Origin of the sequence: Curtobacterium sp. NPDC090217 (assembly GCF_044746705.1) — a bacterium.
Lineage (GTDB): Bacteria > Actinomycetota > Actinomycetes > Actinomycetales > Microbacteriaceae > Curtobacterium.
The window spans coordinates 245179-259654 of the sequence record NZ_JBIVCR010000001.1 but is presented as its reverse complement, the minus strand read 5'-3'; the positions used below and the strand labels follow the sequence as shown (position 1 = coordinate 259654).

Annotated in this window: 14 protein-coding genes; 12 read left to right on the top strand and 2 right to left on the bottom strand. The window is 70.2% G+C overall.

Features of this window, described 5'->3' with window-relative positions; genetic code table 11:
- Positions 1 to 9: 9 nt before the first annotated feature.
- The 5 genes from ACIPJ2_RS01250 to hutH all read left to right on the top strand — a co-directional run bounded on the left by ACIPJ2_RS01250 (position 10) and on the right by hutH (position 5753).
- Positions 10 to 735 carry an ABC transporter ATP-binding protein gene (locus tag ACIPJ2_RS01250; RefSeq protein WP_281267638.1) on the top strand — a complete coding sequence of 242 codons (726 nt, stop codon included), beginning with the start codon at positions 10 to 12 and terminating at the stop codon, positions 733 to 735.
- A gap of 146 nt (positions 736 to 881) precedes the next feature.
- The gene (locus tag ACIPJ2_RS01245; protein WP_281265965.1) at positions 882 to 1058 is read left to right on the top strand and encodes a hypothetical protein; all 177 of its coding nucleotides are present in this window, start codon (positions 882 to 884) and stop codon (positions 1056 to 1058) included.
- 20 nt (positions 1059 to 1078) lie between these two features.
- Positions 1079 to 2200 carry a GuaB3 family IMP dehydrogenase-related protein gene (locus tag ACIPJ2_RS01240; protein ID WP_402727224.1) on the top strand — a complete coding sequence of 374 codons (1122 nt, stop codon included), beginning with the start codon at positions 1079 to 1081 and terminating at the stop codon, positions 2198 to 2200.
- A gap of 65 nt (positions 2201 to 2265) precedes the next feature.
- Positions 2266 to 4137 (top strand): glycerol-3-phosphate dehydrogenase/oxidase, encoded by a 1872-nt coding sequence (locus ACIPJ2_RS01235; RefSeq protein WP_402727223.1) that lies wholly within the window; start codon positions 2266 to 2268, stop codon positions 4135 to 4137.
- Between the two features lie 62 nt (positions 4138 to 4199).
- On the top strand, positions 4200 to 5753 hold the full coding sequence (gene hutH, locus ACIPJ2_RS01230) for a histidine ammonia-lyase (protein ID WP_402727222.1): 1554 nt from the start codon (positions 4200 to 4202) through the stop codon (positions 5751 to 5753).
- Between the two features lie 34 nt (positions 5754 to 5787).
- Here the strand turns inward: hutH and ACIPJ2_RS01225 are convergent, their stop codons facing one another.
- Positions 5788 to 6480 (bottom strand): ABC transporter ATP-binding protein, encoded by a 693-nt coding sequence (locus ACIPJ2_RS01225; RefSeq protein ID WP_402727221.1) that lies wholly within the window; start codon positions 6478 to 6480, stop codon positions 5788 to 5790.
- Positions 6477 to 7610: an ABC transporter permease gene (locus ACIPJ2_RS01220; protein ID WP_402727220.1), complete on the bottom strand. Its 1134-nt coding sequence runs from the start codon at positions 7608 to 7610 to the stop codon at positions 6477 to 6479. Before ACIPJ2_RS01220 ends, ACIPJ2_RS01225 begins: the two co-directional genes overlap by 4 nt.
- Positions 7611 to 7758: 148 nt before the next feature.
- Here ACIPJ2_RS01220 and ACIPJ2_RS01215 point away from each other — a divergent pair, with 148 nt between their 5' ends.
- From ACIPJ2_RS01215 to guaA, 7 genes are all read left to right on the top strand, one after another.
- Positions 7759 to 8931 carry a sensor histidine kinase gene (locus ACIPJ2_RS01215; protein WP_402727219.1) on the top strand — a complete coding sequence of 391 codons (1173 nt, stop codon included), beginning with the start codon at positions 7759 to 7761 and terminating at the stop codon, positions 8929 to 8931.
- Positions 8928 to 9548, top strand: a complete 621-nt coding sequence (locus ACIPJ2_RS01210) for a response regulator (protein WP_402727218.1) — start codon at positions 8928 to 8930, stop codon at positions 9546 to 9548. Before ACIPJ2_RS01215 ends, ACIPJ2_RS01210 begins: the two co-directional genes overlap by 4 nt.
- Positions 9549 to 9620: 72 nt before the next feature.
- The gene (locus ACIPJ2_RS01205) at positions 9621 to 10154 is read left to right on the top strand and encodes a cation:proton antiporter regulatory subunit (RefSeq protein ID WP_144760467.1); all 534 of its coding nucleotides are present in this window, start codon (positions 9621 to 9623) and stop codon (positions 10152 to 10154) included.
- Positions 10155 to 10159: 5 nt separating this feature from the next.
- Positions 10160 to 11575 (top strand): cation:proton antiporter, encoded by a 1416-nt coding sequence (locus ACIPJ2_RS01200; protein ID WP_402727217.1) that lies wholly within the window; start codon positions 10160 to 10162, stop codon positions 11573 to 11575.
- A gap of 5 nt (positions 11576 to 11580) precedes the next feature.
- Positions 11581 to 12336 (top strand): SURF1 family cytochrome oxidase biogenesis protein, encoded by a 756-nt coding sequence (locus ACIPJ2_RS01195; RefSeq protein ID WP_402727216.1) that lies wholly within the window; start codon positions 11581 to 11583, stop codon positions 12334 to 12336.
- Between the two features lie 10 nt (positions 12337 to 12346).
- Positions 12347 to 12793 (top strand): DUF3817 domain-containing protein, encoded by a 447-nt coding sequence (locus ACIPJ2_RS01190; protein WP_281265959.1) that lies wholly within the window; start codon positions 12347 to 12349, stop codon positions 12791 to 12793.
- Complete coding sequence (guaA, locus tag ACIPJ2_RS01185) at positions 12790 to 14370, top strand: glutamine-hydrolyzing GMP synthase (protein WP_402727215.1); 1581 nt, start codon at positions 12790 to 12792, stop codon at positions 14368 to 14370. The genes ACIPJ2_RS01190 and guaA overlap by 4 nt, the downstream gene beginning before the upstream one ends.
- The last annotated feature ends 106 nt before the right edge of the window (positions 14371 to 14476 follow it).

Below are 14476 nucleotides of genomic sequence, written 5' to 3'. Positions count from 1 at the left end.
GAACCGGTGATGCGTGCCAGCGGCCTGGTCGCCGGGTACCTGCCGGGGGTGAACATCCTGAACGGTTGCGACCTGGACTGCTACCCGGGTGAGCTCATCGGCATCATCGGCCCGAACGGAGCAGGCAAGTCGACGCTCCTCAAGGCGCTGTTCGGGCTGGTCTCCGTGCGGGACGGCTCGGTGACGCTGCAGGGCGAGGACATCACCAACATGAAGGCGAACAAGCTCGTGCAGGCGGGCGTCGGGTTCGTGCCGCAGACGAACAACGTGTTCCCGTCGCTGTCCATCGAGGAGAACCTGCAGATGGGGCTCTACCTGCGGCCGCGGAAGTTCGCCGAGCGGCTCGAGGTCATCTACGACCTGTTCCCGGTGCTCGGCCAGCGCCGCGGCCAGCGCGCCGGATCGCTCTCCGGCGGCGAGCGGCAGTCGGTCGCGATGGCCAGGGCGCTGATGATGGACCCGAAGGTGCTGCTGCTCGACGAGCCGTCCGCCGGGCTGTCCCCGGTGCGCCAGGACGAGACGTTCATCCGCACACGCCGGATCAACAAGGCCGGTGTGTCGATCATCATGGTGGAGCAGAACGCGCGACGCTGTCTGCAGATCTGCGATCGTGGGTACGTGCTCGACCAGGGGAAGAACGCGTACTCGGGCACCGGGCGCGAGCTCGCCGACGACCCGAAGGTCATCGAGCTCTACCTGGGGACGCTCGCGAAGGACGTCGACGCCGCTCGCTAGCGCGAGTCGGGGTCGGCATGCCGGTGCCGCTGTGGGGGCGGTACCGGCAACCGAGAGGGGTCGTGCGAAGTCGCTTCTGCGCCGCACGGCCCCTCTCCCAGCCTGGAGGCTCGGCTCGGCTCCGCCATGCGGGTAGCGTTCCGCAGGTGGAACGCGTCTCGAGCATCGCGATGGACATCCTGGTCTGGGTCGTCTTCGCCGTGCTCTTCGTCGGTGCCGCACTGCTCGTGAAGGTCGCGGCGGCGCTGCTCGTCGTGCTCATCGTCCTGGCGCTCGCACTCGGCCTGACGCTCCGCATGCTCCGCCGACGACGCGCGCGGTAGGCCACCGGTAGGCTTGCCGGGTGAGTGAAGTCGAGATCGGTGCAGGCAAGCGCGGACGTCGGGCGTACGCGTTCGACGACATCGCGGTGGTCCCCTCGCGGCGCACGCGTGACCCGCGTGACGTGAACGTGCAGTGGTCGATCGACGCCTTCACGTTCGAAGCGCCGATCCTCGCCGCGCCGATGGACTCCGTCGCCTCGCCGGCGACGGTCATCCAGATGGGCAAGGCCGGGATCCTCGGTGTCCTCGACCTCGAGGGGCTCTGGACCCGGTACGAAGACCCGGAGCCCTACTACGCCGAGATCCGTGCGCTCACCGACGGCAACGTCACGAAGCGCATGCAGGAGATCTACGCGGAGCCGGTCAAGGCCGAGCTCATCACCGCGCGGCTCGCGGAGATCCGCGCCGCCGGTGTCGCGGTCGCCGGGTCGCTCAGCCCGCAGCGCACGCAGGAGTTCTCGCAGACCGTCGTCGACGCCGGTGTCGACCTGTTCGTCATCCGCGGCACCACCGTCTCCGCGGAGCACGTGTCGCAGAGCACCGAGCCCCTCAACCTCAAGAAGTTCATCTACGAGCTCGACGTCCCCGTGATCGTCGGCGGTGCCTCGACCTACACGGCCGCCCTGCACCTCATGCGGACCGGTGCCGCCGGTGTGCTCGTCGGGTTCGGCGGCGGCGCTGCCTCCACCACCCGTGCCGCGCTCGGCATCCACGCGCCGATGGCCACCGCGGTCGCCGACATCGCCGGCGCCCGCCGTGACTACATGGACGAGTCGGGTGGCCGCTACGTGCACGTCATCGCGGACGGCGGCCTCGACACCGCCGGCGACGTCGTCAAGGCGATCGCGATGGGTGCCGACGCCGTCATGCTCGGCACGGCACTCGCCCGTGCGACCGAAGCCCCCGGCGGTGGGTTCCACTGGGGCGCCGAGGCGCACCACCCGGAGCTGCCGCGCGGCCGCCGTGTCGAGGTCGGCACGATCGCCCCGCTCGAGAACATCCTCAACGGCCCGACCCCGACGTGGGACGGCCGCGCGAACATCGTCGGGGCGCTGCGTCGCTCGATGGCGACGACCGGTTACTCCGACGTCAAGGAGTTCCAGCGAGTAGAAGTGGTCGTGGCGCCGTACCACCAGCAGTGACGGTGGCACCCGTGCAGCGCGGGTGACGCTCCGGCGCCGCTCGCAACGGCAGCGCGGAGGCGATGATGGCAACGACGGTCTCGGGCAAGAAGGCACCGACCGGAGCATTCGGCACGGCGGGGTTCGACCCCCGGGCGAAGCTCGGACCGGACGAACGCGCGGCCGCGATCGAGGTGCTGAAGACCAAGGAGCTGGACGTCCTGGTCGTCGGCGGCGGGATCGTCGGCGGTGGGAGCGCGCTCGATGCGGTGACCCGGGGACTGAGCGTCGGCATCGTCGAGGCCCGTGACTGGGGATCCGGTACGTCGAGTCGCTCGTCGAAGCTCGTCCACGGCGGCATCCGCTACCTCGAGCAGCTGAACTTCGGGCTCGTCCGAGAAGCCCTCATCGAGCGCGGCCTGCTGCTCCAGCGCATCGCGCCGCACCTCGTGAAGCCGGTCCGGTTCCTGTACCCGCTGAACCACCGCGTCTGGGAGCGCTTCTACATCGGCATCGGCATGGCGATGTACGACGCGTTCAGCTGGTCGGGTGGGCGCCCGCCCGGTGTCCCGCACCACCGACACCTCAGCCGCACGCAGGTGCTCCGCTCGATGCCGTCCCTGAAGAAGGACGCCTTCGTCGGGGGGATGACCTACTACGACGCCCAGGTGGACGACGCCCGCTACGTGTCCTCACTCGTCCGGACGGCTGCGTCCTACGGCGCCCACGCCGCGTCCCGCATCCGCATCGAGGGGTTCATCAAGGTCGGCGAACGGGTCGTCGGCGCACACGCGCACGACATCCAGACCGGCGAGAAGTTCGACATCAAGGCCAAGCAGGTCGTCAACGCGACGGGTGTCTGGACGGACGACACCCAGGCGATGGTGGGCACACGGGGGCAGTTCAAGGTGCGGGCGTCGAAGGGCGTGCACCTCGTCATCCCACGCGACCGCTTCCAGTCGAACATGGGCATGATCCTCCGCACCGAGAAGAGCGTGCTGTTCGTCATCCCGTGGGGACGGCACTGGCTCGTCGGGACCACCGACACCGACTGGTACCTCGACAAGGCGCACCCGGCAGCCACCGCGGCGGACATCGACTACATCCTCGAACACGTCAACAAGGTGCTCCGCGTCCCGCTCACCCGTGAGGACGTCGAGGGCGTCTACGCCGGACTCCGGCCGCTGCTCGCGGGCGAGTCCGACCAGACGTCGAAGCTCAGCCGCGAACACGTCGTCGCGCACACGGTGCCGGGGCTCGTGGTCGTCGCGGGTGGCAAGTGGACCACCTACCGGGTGATGGGCAAGGACGCCATCGACGAGGCGGTCGCCGCGATGGACGGCAAGATCCCGTCGTCGACCACCGAGGACATCCCGCTGCTCGGTGCCGAGGGGTACCCGGCGGCGTGGAACAAGCGCGGACGCACCGCCCGCACGTTCGGGCTGCACAAGGTCCGCGTCGAGCACCTGCTCAACCGGTACGGAACGCTCACCAGCGAGGTGCTCCAGCTCGTGAAGGAGGACCCCGCGCTCGCCGAGGCGCTCCCGGGGGCGGACGACTACATCGGCGCCGAGGTCGTGTACGCGGCCTCGCACGAGGGGGCACTGCACCTGGAGGACGTCCTCGCCCGCCGGACCCGCATCTCCATCGAGGCGTGGGACCGTGGCGAGTCGGCGGCTCCCGTCGCGGCGAAGCTCATGGCCGGTGTGCTCGGCTGGGACCAGGAGCAGACCGAGGCCGAGGTGTCGAACTACCTGAAGCGCGTCGCCGCCGAGCGGGCCTCGCAGCTCGAACCGGACGACGCGTCTGCTGACCGTGTGCGTCTCGAGGCGCCGGACATCGCGTTCGGGTTCGAGGAGGACGACGTCGTCGTCGGCGGCGGGCGGAGCGAGGGCGCCGACGGTGCGACGGCGAGCGACGAGCAGGTCGTCGGCGAGAAGACCACCGAGCCGAAGTAGTCGCGGCGGCGATCGGGTGCTTCAATTGCTGTACCGGGTAGCCGGTACAGCAAAGGAGCACCATGACCGTCACCGCGTCTCGTCCCGTCTCCGTCCACACCGGCGCCCTCGACCCGGCTGACGTCGTCGCCGTGGCACGGCACGGTGCCCTCGTCGAGATCAGCCCGGAGTCCCTCGTCGCGATGGCCGACAGCCGCGCGGTGATCGAGGCGCTGGCCGACGACACCGCGCCGCACTACGGGGTCTCGACGGGGTTCGGCGCACTCGCGACGAAGCAGATCCCGTTCGACCGACGGAAGCAGCTGCAGGCGTCCCTCGTCCGGAGCCACGCCGCGTCGAGTGGTCCGGCGATCGAGGACGAGGTCGTCCGTGCGCTCATGCTCCTGCGGCTCTCCACCCTGGCCACCGGTCGCACCGGGGTCCGGCCGGACGTCGCGCTGACGTACGCGTCGCTGCTGAACGCCAGGATCACGCCAGTGATCGGCGAGTACGGCAGCCTGGGCTGCTCCGGCGACCTCGCGCCGCTGGCGCACTGTGCGCTCGCCGCGATGGGCGAGGGCGAGGTGCGAGTCGACGGCGTCCCGATGCCGGCCGCCGACGCACTCGTCGCCGCGGGCATCGAGCCGCTCGTCCTCCGCGAGAAGGAAGGGCTCGCGCTCATCAACGGCACCGACGGCATGCTCGGGATGCTCCTCCTCGCGTTGGCAGACCTGCGGGACCTCGTCGCCACCGCCGACCTCGCCGCCGCCATGAGCGTCGAGGGGCTCGCCGGGACGGACACGGTGTTCGCCGCCGATCTGCAGGCGCTCCGGCCGCACCCGGGCCAGGCGCGGTCGGCAGCGAACATGCGGGCCGCCCTCGACGCGTCACCCGTCATCGCCGCACATCGCTCGTCCGGCTTCACCCGGGTGCAGGACGCCTACTCGCTGCGGTGCGCACCCCAGGTGCACGGAGCGGCGCGCGACACCCTCGACCACGCGGCGCTCGTCGCCTCGCGTGAGCTCGCGTCGGCGGTCGACAACCCCGTCGTGACGATCGACGGGCGTGTGGAGTCGAACGGCAACTTCCACGGGGCGCCGGTCGGCTACGTGCTCGACTTCGTCGCGATCGCGGTGGCTGACGTCGCGAGCATGTCGGAGCGACGGACGGACCGGTTCCTGGACGCGAGCCGGTCGGGAGGGCTGCCGCCGTTCCTGGCGAACGACCCCGGCGTGGACTCCGGGCACATGATCGCGCAGTACACCCAGGCCGGGATCGTCTCCGAGCTGAAGCGGCTCGCGGTGCCGGCGTCGGTGGACTCGATCCCGACGTCCGCGATGCAGGAGGACCACGTGTCGATGGGCTGGGGCGCCGCGCGGAAGCTCCGTCGCGCGGTCGACGGACTCGGGCGTGTGCTCGCGATCGAGATCATGACCGCGGCTCGGGCGGCGGACTTCCGCGGGGAATCGTCGGCACCCGTGACCGGCGCGGTCCGGGCCGCGCTCCGGCAACGCGTGGCCGGTCCTGGCGACGATCGGTGGTTGGCGCCGGAGATCGCCGCGGCGGTCGAGCTCGTCGTCGACGGAACGCTCCTGACGGCGGCTCGCGGTGCCGGAGCCGGAGCCGAGATCGCCTGACCGCACGCCAGCGGTCGTCTGCGGTCATCCCGCGTCAGACCGCCGCGGTCTCGCGGTCGGTGATCCTGCCGTCGACGATCGTCACGAGGTCATCGAGCGACCCACGGTGCACGAGGTCGTGGGTCACGAGCAGCGTCGCCGTCCCGCGTTCGTGCGTGAGTCGCGCGACGAGCTCCATGATCGCCGCCCCGCGTTCCCGGTCGAGGGCACTCGTCGGTTCGTCCACCAGCAGGACGTCGGGATCGTGGACGAGCCCCCGGGCGATCGCGACGCGCTGGCGCTGTCCACCGGAGAGCTGCGCGGGACGCTTCCCCGCGTGCTCGGAGAGACCGACGGCGTCGAGCAGGTCATCGGCGCGCTCGGCGATGCGGCGACGACGTCCTCGGTCACCACCGCCGAGCTCGGCCATCACCAGGAGCTGTTCCCGCGCGGTGAGCGACGGCAGCAGGTTCGACTGCTGGAAGACGATGCCGATCCGTTCGCGGCGGAGCGTGGTGGCCTCGTCGCGGGAGAGCCCGGCGGCGTCGACCTCACCGATGAGCACCCGACCGGAGTCGGGACGGATGAGCGTCGCCGCGACCGCGAGCAACGATGACTTGCCCGAACCGGACGGCCCGGTGATGCCGGTCACGACGCCGGCCTCTGCTCGGAGCGTGGCGTGGTCGACCGCGGTGACCCGGGCGGTGCCGTCCGGGAACGTGAGGGTGACGTCGTCGAGGGTGATCATCGGTTGCTCCCGAGTGCGGTGAGGGGGTCTGCGGCGGTGACGGTGCGGAGCGCGACTGCTGCGCCGGCGAGGCCGAGCACGGCCATCGCGAGCGCCGGCACCAGGGTGGTCAGCGGGCTGAGGAGGAACGGCAGTGCGCCGCCGGCGAGTGCGCCGAGGCCGACGACGGCGAGCATGCCGACCCCGATCCCGACGACGAGCACGACGAGTGCCTGCCCGAGAGCATCGCGGACGAGTGACCCCGTGCTCGCTCCGAGCGCCTTCAGGACGGCGACGTCTCCTGACCGCTGCATGGTCCACACCGTGAAGAACGCGCCGACGACCAGTGCGGAGACCCCGAACAGCATCGCGATCATGAGTGCGAGCGACCCGACCTCGGACTTGAAGGTCTCGAGCGCGCCGAGGCTCAGCAGCGGCGACGCGGCCGAGGTGTCGGTGGCGTCCGCGACGGCGTCCCAGTCGGGCTGACCGCTCACGGCGAGGACCGTCACGTCACCGTCGCCGCCGAGTCGGTGGTCGGCCGCGGCCCAGGCCGTCGGGGTCATCGCGACGACCGGCGTGTGGCTGAACCAGGCGTCGCCGCCGATGCTCGCGACGCGGTAGGTCGTCCCGGTGATCGTGATGCGGTCGCCGGTCGTCACCCCGAGGTCGTCGGCGGCACCGGCGGACAGGCCGACCTCGGCGTCGGAGGTCGGCGCGAGGTCGGACACCGTCGAGCGTGCGGCATCGTCCGGGCGTGCGGCATCGTCCGAGCGCGCGGCATCGTCCGGGACGCCGAAGAGTGCGACCCCGACCGGCGACCCCGACGCACCCGACCCGGTGACCACGCCGTGCGCGCGGCCCTGGACGATCCCGATCGGGACCACGTCGTCGGTCCCGTCGGCGTCCTGCCAGACGGCGACGGTGCGCGGCGAGATCGCGGACTCGGAGAACGAGGCGGTGCCGTCCGACGGTGCCTGCAGGACCAGCTTGCTGCCCGGCAGGCCGAGGACCGCGGAGACGTTCTGGGACGCGAGGCCGCCGGTGAGTCCTGCGAGGAACCCGACGAGCAGGGTGATGAGTGCCACGACGGCGGCGATGAGCACGAACCGGCCGCGGGCGTGCCGGAGATCGCGCCAGGCGACGAACACGCTGTTCCTTCCCGCGCCGTGGACCCTCCGCGGCGCAGTCATCAGCCTCGCCGGACACCGCTCCGCGGGCATCGTCGCCGGGGTTGGTCCTCGGATCGAACTTTCGGTTGATCCCGTCCGCTCGGGCGCTCCGTACGCTGGTGGGGAAATGGCGCACAGCACGCTCACCCCGGTCTTCGTAGGGCTCCGGACGGGGCTGCACGTGCTCTTCGCCACGCTCACCGTCCTGGTCGTCGTCCGTGTCCTGCTGGTCCGTGCGCCGTCGATGTGGATCGCGCTGGCGCTCGTGGTGGTCTTCGCCGCCGTCTACGTGGTCGGCGGCCGCGTCGCTGCGGCCGGGCCTGATCGTCGTGCCCTGGCCGGCGCCGTGTGGCTCGTCGCGCTCTCGGTGGTGTGGATCGCGCTCCTGGTCCTCGTGCCGGAAGCCGCCTACCTCGTCTTCCCGCTCTTCTTCCTGTACCTGCACGTGCTCCCGAGCATCGTCGGGCCCGTCGCCGTGATCGTGGCGACGGGCGTCTCGATCGTCGCGCTCGGGTTCCACGGCGGGTTCACGGTCGGCGGTGTCATCGGTCCGCTCGTCGGCGCCGGGGTCGCACTCTTGATCGGGCTCGGGTACCGGGCCCTCGCACGTGAAGCAGCGGAGCGCGAGGAACTCGTCGCCCAGCTCCTGGCGACGCAGGGCGAGCTCGCCGCCACCCAGCACGAGCAGGGCGTCCTCGCGGAGCGGTCCCGCCTCGCCCGCGAGATCCACGACACCGTCGCGCAGGGGCTCTCGAGCATCCAGATGCTGCTGCACGCGGCCGAGATGGTCGACGGGGACCGGCCCGGCATCGAGCACGTCCGTCTCGCCCGGCAGACCGCTGCCGATGGTCTCGCCGACACCCGTCGGTTCATCCGCGAGCTCTCCCCACCGACGCTCGACCAGGGGATCGCCGCGGCGCTCCACCGGCTCGCGGAGTCCTCGGGACGTGACGGACTCTCCGTGCGGGTTGAAGTCCCCGACGACGTCGAGCTGCCGATGACGGTGCAGAGCGCACTCCTGCGGATCGCGCAGGGGGCCGTTGCGAACGTGGTGCAGCACGCCGGCGCCACGTCGGTCTGCATCGAGCTCACCACGTCCGGACAGGCGGCCCGTCTCACCATCACCGACGACGGTTCCGGATTCGACCCGGTCACCGTGGCGAGCGACGCCGGGTGGTCGGATTCGTTCGGCCTGCGCGCGATGCGGGAACGCGTCGCGCAGTTCGGCGGCACGCTCGACGTCGACTCCGCGCCAGGGCGCGGGACCACGCTCGTCGCCGTGCTGGAGGTGACCGCGTGATCCGCATCGTCATCGCCGACGACCACCCCGTCGTCCGCGCCGGACTCCGGGCGCTGCTCGACGCCGCCGACGGCATCCAGGTCGTCGGGGAAGCAGGCGACCCGGACGAAGCATTCGAGTACGCGGCGGCGTTCAACCCCGAGCTCGTGCTGATGGACCTGCAGTTCGGCCACGAACGCACCGGTGCCGACGCCACCCGGCGGATCCGGGCGCTCGACGCACCGCCCTACGTCCTCGTGCTCACGAACTACGACACCGACGGCGACATCCTCGGCGCGGTGGAGGCCGGCGCGAGCGGATACCTGCTGAAGGACGCCCCGCCCCACGAACTCGTCGCGGCCGTCCGTGCTGCAGCTGCCGGGGAGAGCGCACTCGCGCCGGCGATCGCCGGGCGCCTGATGGAACGCATGCGTGCCCCGCAGGTCAGCCTCTCCACCCGCGAGATCGAGGTCCTCCGGCTCGTGGCCGACGGCGCATCGAACGGCGAGGTCGCTGCGGCGCTCTACATCAGCGACGCCACCGTGAAGTCGCACCTCGTGCACGTCTTCTCCAAGCTCGGGGTGACGTCACGGACGGCGGCGGTCTCCACAGCCCGCAGCCTCGGCATCCTGCGCTGACGGACTTTCCACAGGTGGAATGCGCGGGCACTCGCGGTGGTTAGCATGGGCGTACTCGAAAAGGGAGCCATCATGGTCGACGTTCACCGCGTCAAACTCCCCGGAGTCGGCGTGCTGCACAGCTTCTACACCGACGACGGTGGCAAGTGTGGTGTCATCACGCACCGGTCGGGACACTCCGACCTCATCTCCTTCGCGGACGTCTCCGACGGCGCCGACAAGTCGGAGAAGGTGTCGCTGCGCCTCAGTGAGGACGAAGCGCACACCCTCGCCGAGCTGCTCGGCGGCACCCGCATCACCGAGGGGCTCGACAAGCTCGACGAGATCCCCGGGCTGTCGATCGACTGGTTCTCGGTCGACTACGACGACGCGATCGCCGGCAAGCCGCTCGGTGACCTGCACGACTCGGGCTTCATCGGCCTGACCGTCGTGGCCGTCGTCCGTGGCGACAGCGCCAACCCGGCGCCGTCACCGGACTTCGTCGTCTTCCCGGGTGACACGATCGTCGTCGCCGGCGCTCCCGAGAAGGTCGCGAAGGCCTTCTCGTTCTACCGCAGCGGTGAGCTCGCGGCGGCAGCAGCTGCCGAGGCCCCGCCCGGAAGGTAGCGCGGATGCACCTGGGTGGTGAGCTGCTCACCATCGGCGGCCTGTTCCTCATCGCCTACGTCCTCGGACGCCTCGGCAAGCTGATCGGCCTGCCCGCCATCCCGATCTACATGATCGTCGGGCTCATCGCGAGCCCGCACACGCCGTGGATCGGGCTGAGCGTCGAATCGCACACGATCGAGCTCATCGCCACCTTCGGCCTGATCCTGCTGCTGTTCAACCTGGGGCTGGAGTTCGACCAGGAAGAGTTCTACGGCAACGCCGGCAAACTCCTGGTGTCCGGCGGCACGTACGTCGCGATCAACATGGGCGTCGGGTTCGCCTTCGGGTTCTCCCTGGGCTGGGGCACTCGGGAAGCCCTGATCATCGCCGGGATGACGGCGACGTCGTCCAGCGCGATCGTCACGAAGCTGCTCATCGAACTCCGTCGTCTGGCCAACGACGAGACCCCGATGATCCTCGGCGTGACCGTGATCGAGGACGTCTTCATCGCGATCTACCTCGCGATCGTCTCCGTCGTGCTGTCCGGCGACACGAACGTGTGGGGCGTGATCGGCAAGCTCGGGCTGGCGTTCGGGTTCCTCATCGTGATGTTCAGCCTGGCGCGGTGGGGCGGCAAACAGGTCTCGCGGATCTTCGCGACGCGCGACGACGAGCTCTTCACGATCCTGTTCTTCGGCCTCGCCGTGATGTTCGGTGGCATCGGGGAGCTCCTCGGCGTGACCGACGCGATCGGCGCGTTCGTGATCGGCCTGCTCTGCGGCGCGACGCGCTACCGCGACCGCATCGAGCAGCTGGCACTCCCGATGCGTGACGTCTTCGCGGCGTTCTTCTTCGTCAACTTCGGGCTCGGTCTCGACATCGCCACCTTCGGCGAGGTGCTCTGGCCGGTCCTCGCGGCGGTCGGCATGACGGTCGTGCTGAACGCCGTCGCAGGGCAGCTCGTCGCCCGGATGAACGGCTTCTCCGTCCAGCAGGGCATCAACACCGCGGTGATCCTGGTGAACCGTGGCGAGTTCGCGCTGATCCTCGCGACGCTCTCGGCTGCCGCCGGACTGGAGGCACGGATCACCGCGTTCGCGGGCCTGTACGTCCTCATCATGGCGATCCTCGGGCCGTTGCTCGCCTCGAACTCGGACCGGATCGGCCGCCTCGTGGTCCGTCCTGCCCGGGTGCGCAAACTGCGCGGGCGCGAGCGCGCCGCCGCCGAGGCAGCGGCTGCGCGCAAGGCCGAACGCGATGCCCGGTTCGCCGAGGAGATCGCCCTCGTGGAGGCTGCTGGCAGCGAAGAGCGCGAGAATGGTCGACCGGAGACGACATCCGAGCGTGAACCGGAGACGGTGAGCACGGGGACGTCGTCGGTCGAGATCCCCGCCGAGCGCCCCGAACGCCCGGCACGCCAGCGCGATCCGGAGTACTGATACGCATGTGGGCCGTAGCCCGACGACCGAGATGGATCGCGCTGCTGCTGCTCGCGCTGGTCCTCGCAGCGGTGTTCGCATTCCTCGGTAAGTGGCAACTCGAACGCAGCATCGAGAACGGCAAGCCGCTCCCGGCCACCACCGAGACGCGCCACGTGTTGTCGGACGTGTCGAAGCCCGAGCGCGGGGTGGGCGACAGCCTCGCCGGTCAGAAGGTGACCGTCACCGGCCGCTTCGTGGAAGGTGACACGACGGTCCTGACCGGGCGCAGCGGGGGTGGGAAGTACCAGACCGTCGGACACATGGTCGACACGACCACTGGGGCGAGCCTCCCGGTCGTCATCGGCTGGTCCGACCAGAAGGCAGCCGCCGTCGCCGGCGGTGACCGCCTGGCGGACGGTGCGACCGTCACGGTGCAGGGGCGGTACTACCCGTCAGAGTCCCCGGACCAGGACTCCTTCCAGCAGAGCGAGTACTCGGCCGTCGCACCCGCGCGGTTCGTGAACACGTGGAAGGCGTTCGACGACCGCATGTACGGCGGCTACGTCGTCGCGGACGGCACCACGGCGAAGGCAGCGGACCTGTCCACCGTGGCCGACCGCGCACCGACCCGCGACGTCCAGTTCGACTGGCTGAACCTGTTCTACGCGGTCGAGTGGGTCGTCTTCGCCGGGTTCGCCGTGTTCCTCTGGTGGCGCTTCGTGAAGGATGCCTGGGAGCGCGAGAACGAGGACGAAGAGGTCATGCTCGCACGACGGTAGGATGGCCGATATGGCTCTGACCGTCCGAACCCGCGACATCCCGAAGATCCCGGGAGCGGTGAAGTGGTACCGCGTCTCGGCGTACATCACCGGTGTGCTGCTGCTCGCCCTGGTGGTCGAGATGGTCATCAAGTACACGCCGCTGCACCTCGAGATGCAGCTCGGCGGCGGAGCGTTCTTCGTGCCGGAGGGCACTGCGGGCAAGGATCCCGGCACCTTCAACCTGTCCATCGGCATCCTCATCGCCCACGGGTGGCTGTACGTGCTGTACCTGTTCACGGACTTCCGTCTGTGGAGCATCATGCGCTGGAAGCCGATCCGGTTCCTGCTCATCGCCCTCGGGGGCATCATCCCGTTCATGTCGTTCGTGGTCGAGCACCGCATGCAGAAGATCGCCATGGACACCTACCACGAGCTGACCGCGCAACAGGCGCGTGAGAAGGAGGCCGCTCGGTGAGCGAGACCGAACAGCGTCCCGTCCTCGTCGTCGACTTCGGAGCCCAGTACGCGCAGCTCATCGCTCGCCGCGTGCGGGAAGCGAACGTCTACAGCGAGATCGTCCCGCACTCCATCACCGCGGACGAGGTCCGTGCGAAGGCCCCGGCAGCGATCGTGCTGTCCGGCGGACCGTCGTCCGTGTACGAGGACGGCGCACCGTCGCTCGACGGTGACATCCTCGAGCTCGGCGTCCCGGTCCTCGGCATCTGCTACGGCTTCCAGGCCATGGCATCGGCGCTCGGTGGGACGGTGGCGAACACCGGTCTCCGCGAGTACGGCGCCACTTCCGTCGAGGTGAGCGGGACCGATTCCGTCCTGCTCGGTGGACAGCCGGCCGCCCAGACGACCTGGATGTCGCACGGCGATTCCGTGTCGGCGGCGCCTGCGGGCTTCGACGTGCTCGCGTCGAGTGCGTCCACTCCCGTCGCGGCCTTCGCGTCCGACGAGCGCAAGCTCTACGGCGTGCAGTGGCACCCCGAGGTGAAGCACTCGGAGCACGGCCAGGAGATCATCGAGAACTTCCTGCACAAGGCCGCCGGGCTCCCCGGCGACTGGAACTCGTCCAACGTGATCGAGGAGCAGGTCGCCCGCATCCGCGCGCAGGTCGGGTCCTCCCGCGTCATCGCCGGGCTGTCCGGTGGGGTCGACTCCGCCGTCGCCGCAGCGATCGTCCACAAGGCCGTCGGGGACCAGCTGACCTGCGTCTTCGTCGACCACGGGCTCCTCCGTGCCGACGAGCGCAAGCAGGTCGAGGAGGACTACGTCGCCTCGACCGGCGTCCGCCTGATCACGGTCGACGCCGAGCAGCAGTTCCTCGACGCCCTCGCCGGCGTGAGCGATCCGGAGCAGAAGCGCAAGATCATCGGGCGCGAGTTCATCCGCACGTTCGAGGCCGCCGCCGAGGCACTCGTGCTCGAAGCCCGCGCGTCCGACGGCGACGCCGAGGTCAAGTTCCTCGTGCAGGGCACGTTGTACCCGGACGTCGTCGAGTCCGGTGGCGGCTCCGGTACCGCGAACATCAAGTCGCACCACAACGTCGGTGGTCTGCCCGAGGACATGACGTTCGAGCTCGTCGAGCCCCTCCGTGCGCTGTTCAAGGACGAGGTCCGTGCCGTCGGCCGCGAGCTCGGGCTCCCCGAGGTCATCGTCGGCCGCCAGCCCTTCCCCGGCCCCGGTCTCGGCATCCGCATCGTCGGGTCCGTCGACAAGGAGCGGTTGGAGATCCTGCGCGCGGCCGACAAGATCGCGCGTGAAGAACTGACCGCAGCGGGGTTGGACGACGAGATCTGGCAGTGCCCGGTCGTGCTCCTCGCGGACGTCCGCTCCGTGGGCGTCCAGGGCGACGGGCGCACGTACGGGCACCCGATCGTGCTCCGCCCGGTTTCGTCCGAGGACGCGATGACCGCCGACTGGACGCGTCTGCCGTACGACGTGCTCGCGAAGATCTCGAACCGCATCACGAACGAGGTGCGCGACGTCAACCGGGTCGTGCTCGATGTCACGTCGAAGCCGCCGGGGACGATCGAGTGGGAGTGATGCTCCCCTGACGTCGGAGGCCCGTCGAGCAGTGCTCGGCGGGCCTTCGTCGTGCGTGGGGCGCGCCGCGGGTGCGGGTGCCCCTGTCCCCGGATGCCGCAGTGCC

Bases quoted from the DNA above. Each gene is read 5' to 3' on its own strand.
- ACIPJ2_RS01195 (WP_402727216.1), top strand. From the start codon at position 11,581: ATGTGGGCCGTAGCCCGACGACCGAGATGGATCGCGCTGCTGCTGCTC.
- ACIPJ2_RS01225 (WP_402727221.1), bottom strand. From the start codon at position 6,480: ATGATCACCCTCGACGACGTCACCCTCACGTTCCCGGACGGCACCGCC.
- ACIPJ2_RS01190 (WP_281265959.1), top strand. From the start codon at position 12,347: ATGGCTCTGACCGTCCGAACCCGCGACATCCCGAAGATCCCGGGAGCG.
- hutH (WP_402727222.1), top strand. From the start codon at position 4,200: ATGACCGTCACCGCGTCTCGTCCCGTCTCCGTCCACACCGGCGCCCTC.
- ACIPJ2_RS01200 (WP_402727217.1), top strand. From the start codon at position 10,160: ATGCACCTGGGTGGTGAGCTGCTCACCATCGGCGGCCTGTTCCTCATC.
- ACIPJ2_RS01250 (WP_281267638.1), top strand. From the start codon at position 10: ATGCGTGCCAGCGGCCTGGTCGCCGGGTACCTGCCGGGGGTGAACATC.
- ACIPJ2_RS01205 (WP_144760467.1), top strand. From the start codon at position 9,621: ATGGTCGACGTTCACCGCGTCAAACTCCCCGGAGTCGGCGTGCTGCAC.
- ACIPJ2_RS01215 (WP_402727219.1), top strand. From the start codon at position 7,759: ATGGCGCACAGCACGCTCACCCCGGTCTTCGTAGGGCTCCGGACGGGG.
- ACIPJ2_RS01235 (WP_402727223.1), top strand. From the start codon at position 2,266: ATGGCAACGACGGTCTCGGGCAAGAAGGCACCGACCGGAGCATTCGGC.